Raw genomic sequence first — 20559 nt, 5'->3', positions numbered from 1 at the left:
TCCCCCTTAAAAGAGTCAGATGATACTGTTGTTATGATAACCTGAATCATTCAGTCTATCGGGGCTTACTTTCTCTTTCTTAAAAGTTTGACGAAGATAAACTGACGTACAAAGCCTGGACAAAGTGCAACAATTGCCTGAATGGCTACACTTTTAGCATATTCCATGTAAGAAATTTGCCCTCGCTCAAGCATCCGTTGGCGAGCTTGACGATAGAGTTTAAGGTAACGCAAGCCACCTCGACGCTCAAACATCCCTGCACCGACACGAACCTTACACAAGATTTGATCTAGGTTCCCAGTCTTGGCACCTGCAGCAATCATATTGAGCCAAAGGAGGTCATCCTCCATGTAAAGGCCATCTTCGTAGTTGCCCGCCTTGAGGACCATGTCCTTTTTGAACATGACTGTCATATGGTTAAAGGCGCTTCTCATTCTCTGATAAGCCACAATGTCTGCATGCTGGGTTGGAACACGACGATAAGACACAATCTCATCTGGATTGTCAATGAACTCTGCGATATGCCCACCTAAGAGATCAAGATCTTCTTTCTCCATTAGCTGAAGCTGTTTCTCAAAACGATCCGGAACGGCTAAATCATCCGTATCCATGCGGGCAATAATGTCATACTGGCACTGTAAAACACCGTATCGAAGAGCCAAGCCTAAACCTTGGTTTTGTTCTAAGGGGCACCGTTTAACTGGAATGTCTGACTGAGCTTCCACTTCATCTAGCACCTGATAGAGTTCTGGTGTGAGAGGTCCATCCTCTACGAGAACAAGCTCACTCGGTTTTAAGGTCTGGTTTTGAACACTTTTGATGGCATCTCTTAAAAACGTTGGATTTTCCTTTACATAGACCGACATCAAGACGCTGATTTTTTGCTTTTCAGACACAGTTTTTCTCCAATATATAGATTTCCTTCCACTATTTTATCACAAAATTCCCTAGTTTCCTATTTTTATATCAAATCAAGGAAAATTCTAGTAAAGAAAGCTGTCTCCTTTCTGTATATTTTCAGTTAAATCTTTCCAGCTTTCCTCCCATTCTCTACTTGACATTATATAGAAAAAACCTTAAAATAAGCTGTTATTAAAATCATCTTATCGAGGTTTTCATGAAAAAACAATCACTCTTTTTTGTTCTTGGAATTGTCTTAATCGGGACTGTTTTACGCTCTCCTTTTACTGCTCTTCCAACCATTTTAGGAGATATCGCTCAGGGACTAGGAGTGGAGGTTAGCTCTCTTGGGATTTTAACCAGTCTCCCTCTCTTGATGTTTGCTCTTTTTTCGGCTTTTGCGAGTCGCTTGGCACAAAAAATCGGACTAGAACATCTCTTTACTTACTGTCTCTTTCTCTTAACTATTGGCTCTGTCATTCGTATCTTCAACCTTCCCCTTCTCTATCTAGGGACCTTGATTGTCGGAGCGAGCATTGCTATTTTTAATGTTCTTCTACCTAGTATGATTCAGGCAAATCAGCCTCAAAAGATTAGTTTCCTAACAACTCTCTATGTCACTGCCATGGGTGTTTCAACGGCCATCGCTTCTTATCTTTCTGTCCCTATCACCCAAGCTAGTTCTTGGAAGGGACTCATCCTCGTTCTCAGCTTTCTCTGTCTGGTCACTCTGCTAGTCTGGTTGCCCAATCATCGCCACAACCACCACCTAGAAAGCCAAAAAGAAAAGCAAGTCAAAGAGAATATTCTAAAAAGTAAAGATGTCTGGGCTATCATTATCTTTGGCGGACTTCAGTCCTTGCTCTTTTATACAAGCATGACATGGTTGCCAACTATGGCTGTTAGTGCTGGTATTTCTAATAGTGATGCGGCTCTCCTCGCTTCTATTTTCTCACTGATCAGCATTCCTTTTTCAATGACTGTTCCAAGTCTAACGACTCGTCTGTCAGATGGTCATCGTCGAATCATGCTGGCAACTATCTCTATCGCTGGTATGATGGGAATTGCCATGCTCTTGTATCCAGCCAATAATTTCCTCTACTGGTTAGTCGTCCATCTCTTGATTGGAACGGCCTGCAGTGCCCTCTTCCCCTACCTCATGGTTTGCTTTTCTCTTAAAACCAGTTCTCCTGAAAAGACAGCTCAGCTATCAGGACTAGCGCAAACAGGGGGCTACATCTTAGCTGCTTTTGGACCTGCCTTGTTTGGTTACAGTTTTGAACTTTTCCAATCTTGGATTCCGGCTGTCCTTGCTCTACTTGTCGTTGACATCATCATGACTGTCTCACTCTTTATGGTAGATCGGGCTGAAAAAATCCTCTAAACTTCTAGTTTTTACTAGGAGTTTTTTATATGTAAAATTTTTACACATATTTCTTGACAGGGCTTTCAACTTGAGATACAATATATTTGAAAAGAGTATATATAAAATTTTTATATAATATAAAGGAGGTTTCCCATGTACTTCCCAACATCCTCTGCCTTGATCGAATTTCTCATCTTGGCTGTACTGGAGCAGGGGGATTCTTATGGTTATGAGATTAGCCAAACCATTAAACTCATCGCCAATATCAAAGAATCTACGCTCTATCCCATTCTCAAAAAATTGGAAGCCAGTGGCTTTCTCACCACCTACTCTAGAGAGTTTCAGGGGCGTATGCGCAAATACTACTCCTTGACCAATCGGGGCGTAGAGCAGCTCGTTACTCTAAAGGAAGAGTGGACGCTCTATACCGACACCGTCAACGGCATCATAGAAGGGAGTATCCGCCATGACAAGAACTGACTATCTGACTCAGTTAGAAACCTATCTCAATAAACTGCCTGAAGCTGACCGCATCGAAGCTATGGACTACTTTAAGGAACTATTTGACGATGCGGGTTCAGAGGGCGAAGAGGAACTCATTGCCAGTCTGGGAACACCAAAAGAAGCTGCCCATGATGTCCTCTCTGATCTTCTCGATAAAAAAGTCAATGAAGCCCCTGCTCAAAAGAATGACCGCCAACTGCTACACATTGCCCTCCTGGCCCTGCTAGTAGCTCCTATCGGAATTCCGGTCGGAATCGGCATCCTCATGGCCATCATCGGTATTATTATCGCAGCCGTCTCCGTCATTTTAGCATTCTTTACCGTCTCTGTAACGGGTATAATGCTAGGTGGACTTTTTATCGTAGAGAGCTTTAGCGTCCTAGTCGAAGCCAAATCTGCCTTTATCTTGATTTTTGGGGCTGGTTTGCTTTCCATTGGTGCTTCTTCTCTTGTTCTACTAGGCATCTCCTATGTAGCTCGTTTCTTTGGCCTCCTAATCGTCCGCTTGGTGCAATGGATTCTTAAAAAAGGAAAGAGAGGTGATAGACATGCGTAAATTGACAAAAGGATTTCTCATTTTTGGTGTGGTTTCTACAATCCTCGGTTTTATCATGATCATTGTAGGCGCGCAGTCCAATGGTATTCAAAGTTTACTTGCCATGTCAAAAGACCCCGTCTATGACAATCGTATCGAAGAAGTGACCTTTGGAAATGAAGTGGAAAAACTTGATTTAGCTCTTGAGGAACATAGCCTAACCATCACAGAGTCTGTAGATGACAAGATCCACATCACCTATCATCCTTCCGTGTCTGGTCGTCACGATTTGACTACTGGCATGAGTGACAAAACACTGAGCGTCACTGACAAACAAGCCTCCCAACATCGTTTTCTCGGTTCAGGAATCGAAGGCCTACTTCGTATTGCCAGCAGTTATTCTAACCGTTTTGACGAAGTCATTCTCTCCCTCCCTAAAGGAAGAAGGCTGCAAGCTATCACCGTCTCAGCCAATCGTGGACAAACCAATATTCGTCAAGCCAATCTTGAAAATGCGACAATCAAAACAAAAGGCTATCTCTTAAGAATAACAGAAAGCTCTATCAAGAATAGTACACTAACGACACCTCATATCATCAATATCTTTGATACCGAATTTACAGATAGCCAGGTCAAGACGGAAAGGGAACACATCTATGCTGAGAATATCAAGGTCCACGGCAAGGTTGAGCTAGAGGCCCATTCCACTCTAAACCTCATTCTCTCCCAGAAAGATACTGACCGTATCAATCTAGATCTTTCTTCTCAGCATGGTGGTATCTATCATAAACCCAAAGAAGAACATCGTGGACAAAAAGAGAATCAACTTGCCAACCCTTATAAAACTGAAAAAGCAGATATCAAAGATCTACTCATTGCAAAAGCCAATCAGGATATCTACCTACCCAAGGAAGAAGAATACTCTGCTCCACCTAGCAACCATTGACAAAAACGCTTTCATCTGCTAGTCTAAAGATAGAAAACGACCATAAAAAAGGAGGTTCCACCATGACACAAGAATGGTTTGAAAGTGCCGATCTTGAGAAGAAATCACCTCAGACGAAATCAGAAGTCCAACCCGACGAGCCAGAGACTTCAGAAACTGTGGAAACTGAACCACAAGTAAGCGAAGAAACTTCTGTCTCACCTAAAGAGATGGAAACCCACGAGGAGAAAGCTCCCGAAATGACTGAGGAAACCCAAACCGAGGAAGAGGGAGAAGGGAAAGCTGAAGAGAAACACAAGCAAGAAAACTCTGTAAAAGAGAAAAGTATTCTCAGCAAGGCTTTAGAAAGCCCCTATATCCCAGATATTGACCCTCGTAAAACAGCCAGATTCAAAGAAGAAATCGCACTATTTTGGTCTTGGCTACTGGATGCTATCCAAGAACCAACTACCAGCAAGACCACGGACCAAAAGCATCGTTACAGTGTCTTTGCCCTGCTCACTTTGCTGTCTTCGATTAACCTTTTCTTTAGTATCTATCATATCAAGCACCTCTACTATGGCTATATGATTTCTATTGCTAATAGTTCTCCTAACCAGCTCCCACCTTTGGATCTCTTTGCTGGCCTTTCTATCTTGGTCGCTAGCGCTCTATTTTACTTTTCCATCATTTTGGGAGGCTTTACTGTCCGACGTGTGCTGGATCAGGAGAGTGACTTCACATTCCAAGAAGCTTGCGATCGTTACAGCCGACTCTTTGCTATCCCGCTTGTCTTAACATCTCTAGCAAGTTTCTTTGCACTCTTTGGTGGCTTACGATTTGCTGGTATCCTCACTCTTCTAAGCATGGCCATCTTTGCCCTTGGAAATCTCTTTGTGATTAGCAAGCCAAGTAAGACCAGTAGCCTCGACCCATTTTATCGATTCTTGCTAGCTGTCTTACTTGATGGCGCTATTCTCTTGCCCTTCTTCATTGCAGAGCTCGCGCTGACAGTAGACTACCTTCGCATCCTGACCTTCTTTTAACCAAAATCCCTGCCATTGACCAATGACAGGGATTTTTTATACTAACTATTTTTTAAACAAGGCCTACTCGATGCTTGCCAATTCTTCAAAGTCTTTTCCCAAAATGGCTTGTACTTCTAGTTGATTGGCATCTAATTGCTGGTAAAATGCTTTTGGTAGTGACTCTAGGAATCTTGCATAGTCCAAGCGAGCGATGGATTCGTAGTCTTCGGCTTTTGAACCATCACCAGAAATCGCCACTAGGTCAATCTCCCAAACAAGTTCCTTGCCTGCTAGCTGCTCAGTATAGTGCGCCGGTACAAAGGGTTCCTTTGGCAAAATCGTCTTGACTCCCTGGGCTAGGTGATAGATACCGTACACCTTGCCTTGAGCATCTGGGTAAAATTTCACACTGGCAAGGTAGGCATCAGAGCCTTGAACCTTCTTGACTAGCTCTTCAAAACGTGCCAATCCATCCTCAGCCAAAAAGCTCTCGAGGTATTCCTTGTTGAGATAGATAGGGGACAAGAGCCCTTGGCAGTATACTAGACGAGCCACTTTGTCAGCTAGATAATTCTGAACTGTTTGTCGGAAATAAGCTTCAAAGTCAAAGTCTTCTAGCCCTTCTACCACTTGCCCCAACTTGCTCGATAGGGCTTGGAGGAGAGCTTCTACAATCTCCCAGTCCGCTCTGGTAAGGAAGTCTGGAATCACCACTTGATAGCCTTTTCGACTATCCGCATAGTTCACCTTGAAGAGAAATTGTGACTGACCTACAATCCCACACTCGATATACTCGAGACGATTAAGCGGCTGACGGAGATAGACTGAATCATAACTGTGTGACTCCAAGCCCTCCACCAAGGCCAAGATAGACTTGGCAGTCAAGATCTCCTGTTGTCCGAGGATGCTTTCTTTATTTGGGATAAAAAATGTTTTCGCCATAACTGGCCTCCTTTGAAATCGTTTACATATAGTATAACCTATTTTCCTGAAAGATACAGAAACAAATTTTAGATTTTTAGATAAAAAGCATAGAAAAACAGCCCCTAAGGGCTGTTTGCTTTATACTGTAGCGACTTGATCCAAGCTTTCACCGATAGCAGCTAAGCGCTCGATTACTTCTGCTTGTGTCAATTCATTTTCTGAAACATAGCGGTTGCGAGGGTGAACACGACACTCGTATGAGCATCCACGGAGATACTTGTCTTCATTTTCTTCTGATGTTAGGATACGACGGTTACAGAAGGGATTTCCACAGTTGACATAGCGTTCACATGGTGTTCCATCAAACCAGTCTTTCCCTACGATGGTTGGGTTAACATGGTTAACATCAACGGCAATACGCTCGTCAAAGACGTACATTTTCCCATCCCAAAGCTCACCTTGGACTTCTGGGTCTTTACCATAAGTTGCGATTCCTCCGTGCAATTGACCAACATCTTTGTAGCCTTCACGAACCATCCAGCCTGAGAATTTCTCACAGCGAACGCCACCTGTACAGTAAACCACAACACGCTTGTCCATGAATTTTTCCTTGTTGTCACGGACCCATTGTGGCAACTCACGGAAGTTGCGGATGTCTGGGCGGATAGCCCCACGGAAGTGTCCTAGGTCGTACTCGTAATCGTTACGTGTGTCAAGGACAACGGTATCTTCGTCAAGAAGGGCTTCTTTGAACTCTTTTGGAGACAAGTAAGCACCTGTTGTTTCAAGTGGGTTGATGTCGTTGTCAAAGTCGTTGTCTTCCAAACCAAGGTGGACAATTTCTTTCTTGTAGCGAACAAACATCTTCTTGAAGGCTTGTTCACTTTCTTCGTCAATCTTGAACCAGAGGTCTTCCATGCCTGGGAGGCTGTGAACATAGTCCATGTATTTTTGAGTTGTTTCGTAGTCACCTGAAACAGTCCCGTTAATTCCCTCGTCAGCGACTAGGATACGGCCTTTAAGGCCGATTGATTTACAGAAAGCCAGGTGATCTGCCGCAAATTGCTCTGCGTTTTCAATTGGAGTATAAAGGTAGTAAAGTAAGACACGAATATCTTTTGCCATAAGATTTGTTCTCTTTTCTATTCTTAAATTTTCAGAATTTTTCATTCAACTATACTAGTATACCCACTTGGGAAAACGAATGCAATTTATTTGACCGGAAATTATATAAAGAGTCCTACCCCTGCACTTCATCAGTAACCATACCGAATCGCAGATAATTCTCTCAACTTTTTATTTGCATCCTAAAAATCACTACCTCCCCTAGAGAACTAAGGAAGGCAGTGATCACATTTTTAGGAATTAGGAATGAATACACGAAATCAATCAATCTTATGATTTTTTGTTTTTCAAGAATTCGTCATATTGTTTTTGCATTTCGTTCAATACTTTTTCGTAGGCACCTTCAGATTTCAATTTTTCCATCAATTCTGGAATAGCTTTATCTGGGTCTACAGTACCAGTGTTGATAGCTGTATCGAATTGTTGCATTGTGTTAGAAATTGCTGAGATTTCAGATTTCACATTGTCAGTGTTAAAGATGAATCCAAGTGCTGGAGATTCTTTAGCTTCTGCCAATTGTTTCTTAGAATCTTCGATTTGTTGATCTGTAACGTTTTCGTTGATGTAAAGAATCCAGTTGTTACCAGTGTTCCATCCACCCATGTGAGTATTTCCTTTGTAGCCATCAAGGACGCGTACACGGTTTTCTTTACCTTCAATTTTTTCCCAGTTCTTGCCTTCTGGACCGTAAACAAGACCGTTCAAGAGTTCTGGGTTCGTGTTCAAGAGGTTCAACACTTCCATTGATTTTTCTTTGTTCTTAGAGTTGTTTGAGATAACAAAGTTGGCAACTTGTGTTGTTTGGTTTTTCTTGATAAAGTTAGTGATTGGTTTGATTTGGATGTCTTTGTTAGCAACGCGTGAGAGCAAGCTGTTACCGTAGTCAGCTGGTCCTACTGTTTCTTCACGAACGAACCAAGTATCTTGTTGAAGGTCAAATGAAGTGTCGCTTGTTGCTACGTCTTTTGGAATGTATCCAGCTTCATAGAATTTGTGAAGAGTCTTCAAGTGTTCTTTGAAACGAGGCACTTCGTAACGGTTTACGATCTTAGTAGTGTCTCCTTCAAGGTCAATAACAAATGGAAGTCCGTTTGGTACTGGGTAGTCAAAGTTATCAGATGGGATAAAGTTCTTCGTAACCGCAAATGGTACTACGTCTGGAGCTTTTTCTTTGATTTGTTTCAAGACTGGCTCAAGTGTTTCGTATGAAGTTACACCTGAAATATCGATACCGTATTTAGCAAGAAGAGTTCCGTTGAAGGCAAAGTTTTGAGATGATGCAACGTTAGCTGCAACTGGTACTGCATAGATCTTACCGTTTACAGTGTTCCCTTTGATGTAAGCTGGGTCAAGTGCTTTGTAAAGCTCTGCTCCTTCTTTTTTATACAATTCTGTCAAGTCAGCATAAGCACCTTTTTGAGCATTTACGACATAGTTAGATGCAAATGCGATATCATAGTTTTCACCAGATGATGTGATAACTGACATTTTCTTATCATAGTCACCCCATCCGAGGTATTGGATATCCAATTTAGCACCGACTTTTTCTTCGATGATTTTGTTTGCATTTTCTAGCAATTCATCCAAGTTGTCTGGTTTGTCACCGATTTGGTACATTTTGATTACAGGTTTTTCACCTGAAGCAGTATCAGCAGCTTTTTTGTTATTACCTGTAAGGTTTCCACAAGCAGCAAGACCAGCAGCCAAAGCGACTACGCTAGCAGATGCAAAAGCATATTTTTTCCAGTTTTTCATGATAAAAACTCCTTTTTTTATTTTTAAACTTATAAACGATTTAATAATTTGTAACTTCAGTCACTAAGATGAAGTTGGGAAGGGAGAAACGGTGTTTCTCAGCAAGTGCTATTCTTTCACACCACCGATGGTCAAACCTTTAACAAAGTAGCGTTGGAAGAATGGATACAGAATCGCGATTGGAAGGGTTGCAACAACAACCATGGCCATACGACCTGTTTCTTTCGGTAGAGCAACTCCCAGTTGGCCAGATAGACCGACTGCTTTTGCAATGTAGTCCATATTTTGTTGGATTTGCATAAGCAAATATTGCAATGGATACAAGTTGTCACTCTTGATATAAAGAAGGGCGTTGAACCAGTCGTTCCAGAAACCAAGAGCTGTCAAAAGCGTGATGGTTGCGATACCTGGAAGTGACAATGGCAAACAGATCTGGAAGAAGATCCGAGCTTCACTGGCACCATCAATACGAGCAGATTCGAGAATGGCTTCTGGAATGGTCTTCTTGAAGAAGGAACGCATCAAGATGATGTTGAATGGTGAGAGGAGCATTGGAACAATCAAGGCCCAAACGGTATCACCCAGTTGAAGCAGGCGAGTTACCACAATATAGCCCGGTACCAAACCAGCATTGAACAACATACTAAGAAGAGCGAAGATCGTGAAGAATCTGCGGTACTTAAAGGTTGTCCGTGAGATGGCGTAGGCATAAGTGGTTGTAATGAAGACGTTGGTCACTGTTCCGACTACAGTTACAAAAACTGAGATAAAGAGCGCTTGGAGGATCTTATCTTTAAACTGAGCCAAGAACTGGAATCCGTCTACACCAAACTTCGAAGGGAAAAAGCTATATCCATACTGGAGGATGCTCTTTTCGTCTGTCACCGAAATGATGATAACGAAGATAAAGGGCAAGATACAAGAAAGAGCAATCAAACCAGAGATGATACTAAAGAAGATATCTGCTTTCTTACTGAAGGAGTGAATGCCGACATTATCGATTTTTTCTTTTTTAATTTTCTTTTCTGCCATATTCTCCTCCTTTCTAGAACAAAGCTGAGTTTGGATCGACTCGTCTTGCAAGCAAGTTTGATAGGATAACCAGAATCAAACCGACAACGGATTGGTAAAGACCGGCTGCTGAAGCCATACCGATATCTGCTGTCTGAGTCAAACCATTAAAGACATATACGTCCAAAACGTTGGTTACATTGTAAAGCTGACCAGCATTGTGTGGAATTTGATAGAAGAGACCAAAGTCTGCACGGAAGATATTTCCGACTGCAAGGATGGTCAATACAGTTACAAGTGGAGTCAACTGAGGAATGGTTACGTTGCGAATGCGTTGCCACTTGCTCGCCCCGTCCACTGTTGCTGCTTCGTAGTAGGTTGGATCAATTCCCATGATCGTCGCATAGTACATGACACTGCTATATCCAAAGCCTTTCCAAATACCTAGGAAAAGGAGAAGGTATGGCCAAATGCCTAAGTCAGCGTAAAAGTTGACTTCCTTCATGCCAATGGATGTTAGGAAATGGTTGAAGACCCCTTTGTCAATGTTTAGGAAGGCATCTGTAAAGAAACTGATGATAACCCATGACAGGAAGTAAGGGAACAACATAGACGTTTGGAAAATCTTAACCATTCTCTTAGAGCGGAGCTCGCTGAGGATGATGGCAATCCCTACTGATACAATCAAACCGATAAAGATAAACCCGAGATTGTAGAGAACGGTATTTCGAGTGATGATAAAGGCATCTTTTGAACTAAACAAGAATCTGAAATTATCTAACCCGACCCATTTACTATTCACAATACTATCTATGAAACCATTACTGGTCATATGGTAGTCTTTAAAGGCAACCACATTCCCAAATACTGGAATGTAAAAGAATAGAATCAACCAGAGTGCCCCTGGTAAAACCATCAAGAGAAAGATCCAGTTATCTCTCAAGGTCTTTGAAAACTTTTTCATAATTTCCTCCCTTTTTATTCCTAAAAACTGATTTCATCGAATTTTTAGGTTTGATAACGATTACATTATTAGTATACTCCTATTTGAAGGCTAGGTTAAACTACTAATTATAGAAAAAACTCCACAAATTATTTTTTGTGGAGAAGTTTTTTATAAGAAATAGGTTTCACGAGAAACACTCTGAACAAAGGACACTGTTCTTGTTTTTATACTCAATGAAAATCAAAGAGCAAACTAGGAAGCTAGCCGCAAGCTGCTCAAAGCACTGCTTTGAGGTTGCAGATAAAACTGACGAAGTCAGTAACATCTATACGGCAAGGCGAAGCTGACGTGGTTTTAAGAGATTTTCGAAGAGTATTAAGTCGTATAAATCGTTGAAGCTGTCGCAATAGTATGCCATTGGTTGGCTGTTGTGGCTGCGAAGTCCTTGTCTGCGTAGAAGTCAGTAAATGGTAGGATTTCAACTTCTAGCTCGTCGATGCGGTCAATCTGATCAGACAGATAGGCTTCGATACGGCTTTCTGCTCGCTTGATGCGTTGCAAGAGTCCGCCCATACGGATATCAACCGTATCCAAACCAAAGACCTTGTTTTCTTTCAACCATTGGTGGCTAAAGAGGGCATGGAAGTTTTCAATCTCGCTTCTAAGTTTTGGTAATTCTTGGCTTGCGATTTCTCTCAGACTTTCTTTATCGTTTACTTGGTAGGCCTGACGAATGCGTCGTCCCACATCCACTTTACTGCTTAAAATCTGGTTCAACTGGGCCTGAGTTTCAAAGAGATAAGCATAATTTCCTGCTTTTTCTTTGATTTCAGCAAGCGTCGCAGCTGCCTGAGCAAAGTGCGGTTTGTCCTGTTCAGGTGTCATATGTTTGTCAAGAATCGGACAGAGAATATCCTGATAAAAGACATAGCGGTTGGGATTGATGCCACTGAGATTGCCTAGTAGGTCTGGCAAGAGATTAGCTAGGTCAATCTGTATAAAGTCCTCAACCGATAGACCTGTATTGGTCTTGAAGTGTGCAGACAAACGGTCTAGGTCATTGCGGTAGCTGAGTTCTGCCCAGATTTGCAGACTTGGTAGAATAGAAAACTGGGCAGTTTCCCCACCATTGTCCCCCCAACCCGTTACAATGACTTCTTTGATGTCGTTAGCACGACAGGCTTTGTTGGCTTCAAGAGCAATAAGACGGCTGAAATGGTTGTTGGGTGTGAAACCGATCCACTTCCAAGCACCACCTGCAAAGGCAATATCTTGGCTAATCTTGTGGTGATTGCGGAAATTGCGGTTGTATTTTTCCTCGCTGTCCTGATAATAATCCCAGTAAACCAAGGTTACACGATCTTTAAGTCGGTCGAGGTAGACACGAGTTTCCTCAGGAATCTCCACATCACGGTCGTACTGGCCATCTGCTGACATGAGTTTAAAGAACATATCGCTCCACATCTGGCAGTGGAAACCATACTTGTCTGCAATATCCAGTACGCGCTCCAAGTGTTGGCACATAAGGAGACTACGGTCCACAACACCGTTCAAAATGAGGTAGCGCCCCAAACCAACCAAATGGGCTTCGTCCATCCCGATATTGACCTTGCGAGTCTGCAGTTTAGATAGAGTGGCAAACATGCCATCAATCAGGTCATAAACCTTTTCTTCGCCGATAAGGAGAATGTCCTCCACATCACGGAGTTCTTGCACTTCCTTAACACCCCATTTGACAAAGGCTGACAAGTGGGCCAAGGTCTGGATGCAAGGCACAAAGGTCATGTCAAACTGCTGAGCGTAGGCTTCGATTTCCTGCAACTCCTCAGCCGAGTAGGCACCACGGAAATAGCCAAAGTAAGGCTGTCCCTCAATCTGGTAGGTGTCTTCCATGTAAAGCTCAAATGTTGAGTAGCCCATGAGAGCCAAGACCTCAATCATCTGTTTGGCAGAAGCGACATTGAGCACTGCATTTCGTGAACAGTCTGCCATGTAGGCCAACTCTTCGTAAGCAGCTTCTTCTTCAATCTCTACCTTATCCCCTTCTACTAGAGCTGTTGCCAATAAGGACAAGGCGCGGTATAGTTGGTGAGGTTTGCGATAGGTTAGTTGATAGTGTCCACTTTCACCCTTGATAGAGATAGAGGCCTGATCAGACTGAGCGACTGCAATTTCCACATCTGGTAAAGAGATATGCTTTGTCAGCAAGTCGATTGCCTGAGTTTGTTTGGGACTAAGTCCTGTAAATCTTACCACTGATTTTCCTCCTGTAGCCAGTTGACAAGGGCACCGTAGAGATTGGCGTCTGCGTGATAGGTGCAGGTCTGGATAACTGGTGCGACCGTGTATTCTTCGTAGGTTTCGACAAATTCATCGACAGCTTTTTTGACACCTTGGATAAAGTCTGGATTCTGACTGATGGAGCCTCCCAGACTAATGACATCTGGGTCGATGAGATACTGAATATTGAGCAAGCCTTGCGCCAGATTACGGTTCATGCGCAAAATAGCTTCTTGACAAAGAGCATTGCCAGCTGCGGCCTCTTGGTAAATCTTGCGTCCGTCCCAGTCAGTCTGACCAGATTTTTCAATTACGTAGCGAACCATGTTTCCTGTAGAGGCTAGTAGCGACCAGTTGTTGAGTTTTTCAGCTGGTTCAATGGTTGTCATGTAGCCAAATTCTCCACCCAAGCCGTGGCGTCCACGGTGAAGTTTGCCATTGATAATCATAGCTCCGCCAATTCCTGTCCCAATCACGACACAGGCTGCATTTTCAATCTCTGGGTGAGCCAGCAGTTCACTAAGTCCAACACAGTTGGCATCATTTTCTAGATGGACAGGTAGCTGATGATGAGCAAGAGCCTCATACCAAGAAAAGCCATGGATGTAAGGTACGGCACTAATTCCCTCAATCACACCAGTTTCTTGATTGACCGCGCCTGGAACGCTCATGGCAATCCCACTATAATCTTTCTCCGACAGACATTGGTCTAGCCATACCAGTAAATCTTCTAGGGTTTCTGGTGTCAGTGTACTTGTCTTATCTAGTATTTTTCCATCAGGAGTCAGACTGGCAAACTTAATCCCAGTCCCTCCGATATCAATAGTTGCAATGATCATTGTTCTTTACCGTAAAAAGGGGCGAATCAGCAGTTAGCCCTTACTTTTTCGCCCCTCCTTTCTATCTCATAGTATTAGTTATCAAACACTTTAAAACTGTTAAATGTCTTCTTTTTTGATCAATTCTGTACGAATTTCTTGTGGAGCCAATAGTCCTGAATGAACTGGATATGGTCGCTCAAGTAAGTCCAAAATGGTTTGTTGGTGTTCTGATATGCGAACATTTTCTTGGCTCATATTGTAGTAACGAAGTACATATCCTTCTTCATTTTCAGCTACCTTAAAGGCTGTCGGGCAGACTTGTGGCAAGCTGAGTGCCGCATGACTCAAGAGGCTACCAGTCGCAGCAACACTTCCTTCTTGTTTAGCAACCTGAAGACTAGTGAATGGTGTTTGGAAGGCTTTGGCACGACGGAAAGCTGAGAAACGTTCCCCTGCTTGGTGGCATTCAAGTGTAAACTCAACTTCAAACTCACGCAAGCACTGAGCTTCTGGTGTTGGGAAGTAACCCCAGTCACCTAACTCACCTGATGCACGCAAAATGGTCACTGCAATGGTGTCGTCTCCAAGGATTTCATACTCGTGCAATCCTTTATTAGCCACTGTCACCCCTTTTTCATCATCATACAGACTGACAAAGGCTTGTTGGTGTTGAGGATTTTCAGGATTTTCCCAAGAAGCAGCTGGTTTATTTGGTCGTGTCACCACCTCATAGATGCTTTCAGAGTCATTGCTTGGACGTGTGTTATGAGTCTTGACCAAGAGACGGATACGGTGGTCCTTGGCTGTGTTAGTAAAGCGAGTCTTGAAACGAATTTGTGGATTGTCAACAAAGACGGTCATCTCTGTTTCAAGAAGAACGCTTGTCAATTCTTCTGAGCGCCCAGCTTCACGCGTCATAAACTCGATGATTCCTCTTTGTTCCGCATCCAGTTTTTCGTCTGCACTTACTGGAATTGTCAATTCATGCTTGAGCAAGATCTTGGCAAAACGAGCTGTATTTTCCAAGACCTCATAGCCTTTGAGTTCTGCGTAGATAGGCTCTGTTCCTTTTGGTTGGAAGTAGATGTACTCATTTCCAATGTCACCACGGTCTTCAAAGCGAATAACATCTTCATAAGCTTCATGAGTTGTCTTGTCGTAGACCGTGATGTTTTCATCCACACTGACCGTTACAAATGGCGTATCAATCACTCCATTTTGGTAAATACCGTCACGGTGTTCTTGTTCTCCTTCAAGCAATTGGAAGGTTGTCCAAGAGAGAGGTGCTAGATGAACAGGGACTGTCACGCGCACTTGTCGAGCAATACGAGCCTGACGGAACTTGTCTTTTGGTAAATCATACTCAAAATTAGCTCCCAAATCTTCGATTTTCGCTTCTACAGCATGTCCTTCCAAGTCTTCAACACGGTAGCTTGGCAAGGTCAAGGCTGCCATCTTCTTATAGCCTTCTGTTGGGTGCAATTCTTTGAAATCACAAGTCGCCACATCAATCACTGTGCTGACCGTATCAACCTTATCATGCAAGCCTGTATTGATAACCGTAAAGAGATGGTCGCTTTGGGCTTCATGGGTTGCGATTTTACCCTTCCACTCGTTGAGAAGGTTAGTTTTCACAAAGTTTCCGACTTGGTTGACCTTGGCAAAACGTGTCTCCATCTCACGGTGAACCTCGTCCACGCTACAGCCACAGATACTGTCATGTGGCGCATTTTGTAGAAGAACTTTCCAAGCATAGGTCAACTGGTCCTTATGGTTGTGCCCACCAGTGATGACAGTTAATGGCTCCACCACTTGTTCTAGCAGGTTACTATTTTCTTGGAAGGCTTGTTTAAGGTAAATCCGTGAAGAAGAAGTGTTGGCAAGCGTGTACCAACCATCTGTTTCTTGACTCGTCAACTCACCTGTAACCGTAGATAACTGCTCCGGTAGGGCACTTTCTACTGCATGGACATAGTCATCAAAGGAACTATGCACAAAGGTTACATCTGGGAAGAGTTCATTTGCCACACGAATGGCTTCGCTCAGATTTCGCTGTACAGGCTGGTGGTCACAGCCGTTCATCATCAACCATTGGTTGGTCGAAGCATAGTCACGTACGTCTGACAATTTTTGTCTCCAGAAAGTCAGGGCCTCATCCTTATCAACTGGGATTTCATTCCCATTACTATACCAGTTGGCAAAGAGGATACCGAGGACACGACTTCCGTCCGCACCCTGCCAGTACATTTCTGAAAATTGGGAAGTAAACTGCTCATCTTCGAGGACTTGGTTGTCAAATCCAATCGGCTTCACACCACGCCCAAAAGCTGCCACGTGAATACCTGATTTTTGAAGGATTTGGGGAGCTTGCCCCATATTTCCAAAGGTATCTGGGAAGTAACCAATCTGGGTTGATTTGCCCCATTTTGCACATTCTGCTTGACCAATCAAGGTATTGCGAACATTGGCTTCACTTGAAATCAAGTAATCATCCTGCAAGATGTAAAAGGGACCAATTTTGAGTTTGCCTTCGTCGATGTAACGTTGGACTTTGTCGCGATTTTCAGGGCGAATTTCCAAATAGTCATCAAGGACAATGGTTTGGCCATCCAAGTGGAAACTCTTGAACTCAGGGTCATTTTCAAAAAGGTCAAAAAGATTATCAAATAATTCCACCAACTGCATACGGTGGCTTTCAAAAGGTAAGTACCACTCACGGTCCCAGTGACTATGTGAGATAATATGTACAACAACATTTTCCATGAAGTAAAACCTCATTCTAAATTTAAATTTTTATTTCTATCTAACTAAAGAACTGACTAGCGAATATCCAGGTAATCCAAGACTAATTCACAGAACATCATGTTGGCCCAAGAGAACCATTCACGAGAGTAGAGCGTTGGGTCATCCACGTGGAAGCTTTCGTGCATAACACCTGTTCCACCATCGCAGGCAACCAGCTGATCGAGCAAGAATTTCTTCTCCGCCTTATCTCTTGTTGTCAAACCTTGGATAGAAAGGGCGATTGGCCAGATATAGCGATAGAAGGTATGAGAACTTCCGAGACCGCTAGCGTATTCTCCTTGGTAGAAGTATGGATTTTCAGGGCTCAGAATGGTCCGACGAGTTGCTTGGTAAACCTCATCGTCAATGTCGCAGTAGCCCAGATAAGGCGCAGCCAACAAACTTGGTACGTTTGGGTCATCCATGATGCTAGCATTCCCTAAACCATCCACTTCAAAGGCGTAAATCTTTTCACCCTTGCTGTTAGTGGTGTAAGCGTAGTTTTCGATTCCTTCTTGGATTTCAGCTTGCAGGCGTTTAGCGTCTGCCACGATGTTTTGGCTATCAGCTAGATCCAGTTCTGCAAAGATTTCTTGCACATACCCCAAGACAACTACGGCAAACATATTGGACGGAATCAAATAGCTATACTGACAGCAGTCATCACTCGGACGAAAAGCTGACCAGGTCATACCTGTCACTGCAAAGTCAGGTCCAAATCCATCATTTACCAAGGTGTCTTCCTTGCGGTCTGTATCACGGACAAAACGATAAGGTGAATTGTTGTGGTCTTGTTCCACTGTCCAAAGATGGAGAATTTCCTTGGTTGCTGCGACAAAAGTCTCATCAAACTGACTGGTCTCACCAGTCTCTTTCCAAAGTAGATAAGCCAGTTGCAAAGGATAGCAAAGCGAGTCCACCTCGTACTTGCGTTCCCAGATCCAACCATTAAGGTCCGTGTGGTCAGTCTCGTGGTGGCCCTTCCAGTTCTCCTCAATATTGAAGGAATTGGCATACGGATCCTTGAGCACCAAGGTCATCTGACGCTTGACCAAACCTGAAATGGTCTGGCGCAAGAGAGGATCTCTTTTAGCCACATGAAGGTAGGGTCTGAGTTGGGCTGTCGAATCCCGAAGCCACATGGCAGGAATATCCCCAGTCAATACAAAGGTTGAGCCATCTTCTAGGATCTCGACCGTATTGTCCAAGGTGTCTGTATAGCAACGCTCAAAGACATCCACCCACTCCGGATGGTCCTTAGCCCGCTCTGCTACTTCATCCAGCCATTCTCTAACAATTTCTTTCGAATAAGTCATCGTGCAGTTTCCTCTTTCAAACAAGTTTCATGTTCAGTATATAGTTTTTGAGACAGAAAATACATACACAAATGATAGTCATTTTTCTACAAAATTGCTTACTTTCGAACCCCATATCTAAAGGTCTCATTTTTCTGATATAATGTAGAAAAACAGCTAAAGGAAAGACTATGAAACCACTACTTGAAACCATCGATACCCGCTTTGGGACTGCTAGCAAGCATGCCTTTTCTCGAGGAAATACCCTGCCCTACACAGGCGTCCCTTTCGGGATGAATTATTTTGTGCCCCAGACCAGTGATCAGGAGGAAGCTTGGCTTTTCGATCCGCATCTACCTATTTTTCAGGGGATTAGATTAACCCACCAGCCCAGTCCTTGGATTGGCGACTACTCTTGGCTCCTTCTGACACCTGTCACAGGCCATCTGGGTGGAAACAGCCTCTTTCACCGTCAATCCTCCTATGATAGGGATAAGGCCTCTTTCCAACCTCATTATCTGAAGATTTTCTCCCTGCGCTATCAGATTGAAACCCAGCTTACACCGACTTGCTATGGCGCTTCTATTCGTTTGGAGCAAAAGCAAGGCAAAGCCCTCTCCCTCTATCTTCACGCAGCAGATGAACTGACAGGAGAACAAATAGATAAGCGGACTCTTGCCCTGCGTCAAGAGGGAAAAACAGAGACCAACAAAAATCCGCTGATACTGTTTACTGCTTTACAAATGAATACGGATATTCTTGCTATCACACAAGAAGAGGGAGACTGGCGAATTGACTTAGCAAGCAGTCAAGCCGAGATTCAACTAGCAACTTCTTTCATATCGCCTTCTCAAGCGCTGCTTAATCTACCTCAAAAGGACTTTGATAGCTGTAAAGCAAATGCCCAAGCAGACTGGGAAAATCTCCTCCACCGTTTTGATATCGTGGAGACAGGGGAAGCCGACCGAACCTTTTTTGATCACTGCCTCTACAGACTCTTCCTTTTCCCACAGACATTTTATGAGGTGAACGAGTCAGGGCAGGCCATCCACATGGATTTGTCTACTGGTACTGTCAAGCCCGGTGTCCTCTTTAGCAACAATGGTTTCTGGGATACCTTCCGCACCACCTTCCCCCTCTTTGCCCTTATCATACCGGAACACTATCACCGCTTTCTAGAAGGTTTCCTCAATAGCTACCGCGATACTGGTTTCCTGCCAAAATGGCTGGCTCCAGATGAGCGTGGCATGATGCCTGGCACTCTTTTAGACGGCATTATCGCAGATAGCGCCTGCAAGGACATAACCCCCGACTTGGAAGAAGAATTCCTCCAAGCCATGCTGGAGACAGCCACCGAGTCTGATCCTCTTGGCATCAACGGTCGCCACGGTTTGGCCCAATACCAAGAACTGGGCTATCTATCCTCAGACAATCACGAAAGCGTCAGTCACACCCTAGACTATGCCTATAGCGATTTTTGTATCGCTAGCTGCGCCCAAAAGCTTGGTCAGAATGACATCGCTGAGACTTATAAGGTCGCATCGCAGAATTTCCGTCATCTCTTTGACTCTGAGACAGGCTATATGCGTGCGCGAGACAGTCAAGGCAACTTCCGACCTGACTTCTCTCCTTACAGTTGGGGACGAGACTACGCCGAATGTTCTGCCATTCAAGCGACTTTGGGCGTTCTACACGACATCCCTGGCTTAATCCAACTGATGGGTGGAAAAGAAACCTTTAGCCACTACCTTTTGAAAGCCTGTCAGGATGCTCCTCTCTTTGAAACGACTGGCTATGGTTACGAGATTCATGAAATGAGCGAGATGGCAACAGCTCCCTTTGGACAAGTCGCCATCTCTAACCAGCCTAGCTTCCACATTCCATATCTCTTTCGCTACAGCAACTATCCAGACTACACTGCCCTTCTCATCAAGACCTTGCGTCAAAAAGCCTTTCACCCCAGCTGGCAAGCCTATCCTGGCGATGAGGACAATGGCAGTCTCTCTGCTTGGTATATCTGGTCAGCTCTTGGATTCTACCCGACCTGTCCAGGCAAACCAAGTTACGATCTCGGAATTCCTCTCTTTGACCACCTCCGTATCCACCTAGCTAAGGAAAATAAATGGCTGGATATCCATGCCGAGCAAAACCACAGCCACTTCAACTTTGTCAAAGAATGTCGATTGGACAAGACCATAGTATCTGGCATTCAACACCAAGACCTCTTGAAAGCTGAGCAACTGACCTTCACCCTCAGCTGGCTACCAAATCACTCATAACCAAAAGAACCTTTGCATCGCGCAAAGGTTCTTCTTTTATGAAACTTGGACCTGAAGCTGGTCAACCAGCTGACCATCTAC

16 protein-coding genes are annotated in these 20559 nt (G+C 43.7%); 6 read left to right on the top strand and 10 right to left on the bottom strand.

What is annotated here, in order from left to right; translation table 11 throughout:
• Window positions 1-65 precede the first annotated feature (65 nt).
• On the bottom strand, window positions 66-896 hold the full coding sequence (locus HMPREF3057_RS00205) for a glycosyltransferase (RefSeq protein WP_049477581.1): 831 nt from the start codon (window positions 894-896) through the stop codon (window positions 66-68).
• A 221-nt stretch (window positions 897-1117) separates the two neighbouring features.
• Between HMPREF3057_RS00205 and HMPREF3057_RS00200 the strand changes: the two genes are divergently transcribed.
• From HMPREF3057_RS00200 to HMPREF3057_RS00180, 5 genes are all read left to right on the top strand, one after another.
• Complete coding sequence (locus HMPREF3057_RS00200) at window positions 1118-2284, top strand: CynX/NimT family MFS transporter (protein ID WP_049477582.1); 1167 nt, start codon at window positions 1118-1120, stop codon at window positions 2282-2284.
• Between the two features lie 135 nt (window positions 2285-2419).
• Window positions 2420-2746 carry a PadR family transcriptional regulator gene (locus tag HMPREF3057_RS00195; RefSeq protein ID WP_000273860.1) on the top strand — a complete coding sequence of 109 codons (327 nt, stop codon included), beginning with the start codon at window positions 2420-2422 and terminating at the stop codon, window positions 2744-2746.
• Entirely contained in the window at window positions 2733-3326 is a 594-nt protein-coding gene (locus tag HMPREF3057_RS00190; protein WP_049477583.1) for a DUF1700 domain-containing protein, read from the top strand. The genes HMPREF3057_RS00195 and HMPREF3057_RS00190 overlap by 14 nt, the downstream gene beginning before the upstream one ends.
• Window positions 3319-4251 carry a DUF4097 family beta strand repeat-containing protein gene (locus HMPREF3057_RS00185; protein ID WP_049477584.1) on the top strand — a complete coding sequence of 311 codons (933 nt, stop codon included), beginning with the start codon at window positions 3319-3321 and terminating at the stop codon, window positions 4249-4251. The genes HMPREF3057_RS00190 and HMPREF3057_RS00185 overlap by 8 nt, the downstream gene beginning before the upstream one ends.
• A gap of 62 nt (window positions 4252-4313) precedes the next feature.
• Window positions 4314-5276: a DUF6574 domain-containing protein gene (locus HMPREF3057_RS00180; protein ID WP_049477585.1), complete on the top strand. Its 963-nt coding sequence runs from the start codon at window positions 4314-4316 to the stop codon at window positions 5274-5276.
• Between the two features lie 63 nt (window positions 5277-5339).
• On the opposite strand, the gene HMPREF3057_RS00175 is transcribed toward HMPREF3057_RS00180, so the two are convergent.
• From HMPREF3057_RS00175 to HMPREF3057_RS00130, 9 genes are all read right to left on the bottom strand, one after another.
• The gene (locus HMPREF3057_RS00175) at window positions 5340-6200 is read right to left on the bottom strand and encodes a DUF4299 family protein (protein ID WP_044021552.1); all 861 of its coding nucleotides are present in this window, start codon (window positions 6198-6200) and stop codon (window positions 5340-5342) included.
• Between the two features lie 120 nt (window positions 6201-6320).
• Complete coding sequence (locus tag HMPREF3057_RS00170; RefSeq protein WP_049477586.1) at window positions 6321-7307, bottom strand: oxygen-dependent tRNA uridine(34) hydroxylase TrhO; 987 nt, start codon at window positions 7305-7307, stop codon at window positions 6321-6323.
• A gap of 270 nt (window positions 7308-7577) precedes the next feature.
• Window positions 7578-9062: an ABC transporter substrate-binding protein gene (locus HMPREF3057_RS00165; RefSeq protein WP_070695954.1), complete on the bottom strand. Its 1485-nt coding sequence runs from the start codon at window positions 9060-9062 to the stop codon at window positions 7578-7580.
• 108 nt (window positions 9063-9170) lie between these two features.
• Window positions 9171-10094: a carbohydrate ABC transporter permease gene (locus HMPREF3057_RS00160; protein ID WP_000818344.1), complete on the bottom strand. Its 924-nt coding sequence runs from the start codon at window positions 10092-10094 to the stop codon at window positions 9171-9173.
• 13 nt (window positions 10095-10107) lie between these two features.
• The gene (locus HMPREF3057_RS00155) at window positions 10108-11037 is read right to left on the bottom strand and encodes an ABC transporter permease (RefSeq protein WP_000714584.1); all 930 of its coding nucleotides are present in this window, start codon (window positions 11035-11037) and stop codon (window positions 10108-10110) included.
• A gap of 357 nt (window positions 11038-11394) precedes the next feature.
• The gene (locus tag HMPREF3057_RS00145; protein ID WP_070695950.1) at window positions 11395-13275 is read right to left on the bottom strand and encodes a beta-N-acetylhexosaminidase; all 1881 of its coding nucleotides are present in this window, start codon (window positions 13273-13275) and stop codon (window positions 11395-11397) included.
• A complete protein-coding gene (locus HMPREF3057_RS00140; protein WP_070695948.1) occupies window positions 13269-14138 on the bottom strand; it encodes an ROK family protein in 870 nt (289 codons plus the stop codon). The genes HMPREF3057_RS00145 and HMPREF3057_RS00140 overlap by 7 nt, the downstream gene beginning before the upstream one ends.
• A 99-nt stretch (window positions 14139-14237) precedes the next feature.
• Window positions 14238-16883, bottom strand: a complete 2646-nt coding sequence (locus HMPREF3057_RS00135) for an alpha-mannosidase (protein ID WP_000432735.1) — start codon at window positions 16881-16883, stop codon at window positions 14238-14240.
• A 56-nt stretch (window positions 16884-16939) separates the two neighbouring features.
• Window positions 16940-18220 (bottom strand): glycoside hydrolase family 125 protein, encoded by a 1281-nt coding sequence (locus tag HMPREF3057_RS00130; protein WP_049550170.1) that lies wholly within the window; start codon window positions 18218-18220, stop codon window positions 16940-16942.
• A 170-nt stretch (window positions 18221-18390) separates the two neighbouring features.
• On the opposite strand from HMPREF3057_RS00130, the gene HMPREF3057_RS00125 reads away from it, so the two are divergent.
• Window positions 18391-20478 (top strand): GH92 family glycosyl hydrolase, encoded by a 2088-nt coding sequence (locus tag HMPREF3057_RS00125; protein ID WP_000803418.1) that lies wholly within the window; start codon window positions 18391-18393, stop codon window positions 20476-20478.
• Window positions 20479-20559 lie beyond the last annotated feature (81 nt).

Source organism: Streptococcus sp. HMSC072D05, assembly GCF_001815805.1.
In the GTDB taxonomy this organism is placed as follows: Bacteria; Bacillota; Bacilli; order Lactobacillales; family Streptococcaceae; genus Streptococcus.
Note: the sequence above shows the minus strand (reverse complement) of the source record. Positions and strands in the feature narration are given on the sequence as shown.

Coding starts and splice junctions, on each gene's coding strand:
- HMPREF3057_RS00200 (WP_049477582.1), top strand. CDS start 1,118: ATGAAAAAACAATCACTCTTTTTTGTTCTTGGAATTGTCTTAATCGGG.
- HMPREF3057_RS00195 (WP_000273860.1), top strand. CDS start 2,420: ATGTACTTCCCAACATCCTCTGCCTTGATCGAATTTCTCATCTTGGCT.
- HMPREF3057_RS00190 (WP_049477583.1), top strand. CDS start 2,733: ATGACAAGAACTGACTATCTGACTCAGTTAGAAACCTATCTCAATAAA.
- HMPREF3057_RS00185 (WP_049477584.1), top strand. CDS start 3,319: ATGCGTAAATTGACAAAAGGATTTCTCATTTTTGGTGTGGTTTCTACA.
- HMPREF3057_RS00180 (WP_049477585.1), top strand. CDS start 4,314: ATGACACAAGAATGGTTTGAAAGTGCCGATCTTGAGAAGAAATCACCT.
- HMPREF3057_RS00175 (WP_044021552.1), bottom strand. CDS start 6,200: ATGGCGAAAACATTTTTTATCCCAAATAAAGAAAGCATCCTCGGACAA.
- HMPREF3057_RS00170 (WP_049477586.1), bottom strand. CDS start 7,307: ATGGCAAAAGATATTCGTGTCTTACTTTACTACCTTTATACTCCAATT.
- HMPREF3057_RS00165 (WP_070695954.1), bottom strand. CDS start 9,062: ATGAAAAACTGGAAAAAATATGCTTTTGCATCTGCTAGCGTAGTCGCT.
- HMPREF3057_RS00160 (WP_000818344.1), bottom strand. CDS start 10,094: ATGGCAGAAAAGAAAATTAAAAAAGAAAAAATCGATAATGTCGGCATT.
- HMPREF3057_RS00155 (WP_000714584.1), bottom strand. CDS start 11,037: ATGAAAAAGTTTTCAAAGACCTTGAGAGATAACTGGATCTTTCTCTTG.
- HMPREF3057_RS00140 (WP_070695948.1), bottom strand. CDS start 14,138: ATGATCATTGCAACTATTGATATCGGAGGGACTGGGATTAAGTTTGCC.
- HMPREF3057_RS00135 (WP_000432735.1), bottom strand. CDS start 16,883: ATGGAAAATGTTGTTGTACATATTATCTCACATAGTCACTGGGACCGT.
- HMPREF3057_RS00130 (WP_049550170.1), bottom strand. CDS start 18,220: ATGACTTATTCGAAAGAAATTGTTAGAGAATGGCTGGATGAAGTAGCA.
- HMPREF3057_RS00125 (WP_000803418.1), top strand. CDS start 18,391: ATGAAACCACTACTTGAAACCATCGATACCCGCTTTGGGACTGCTAGC.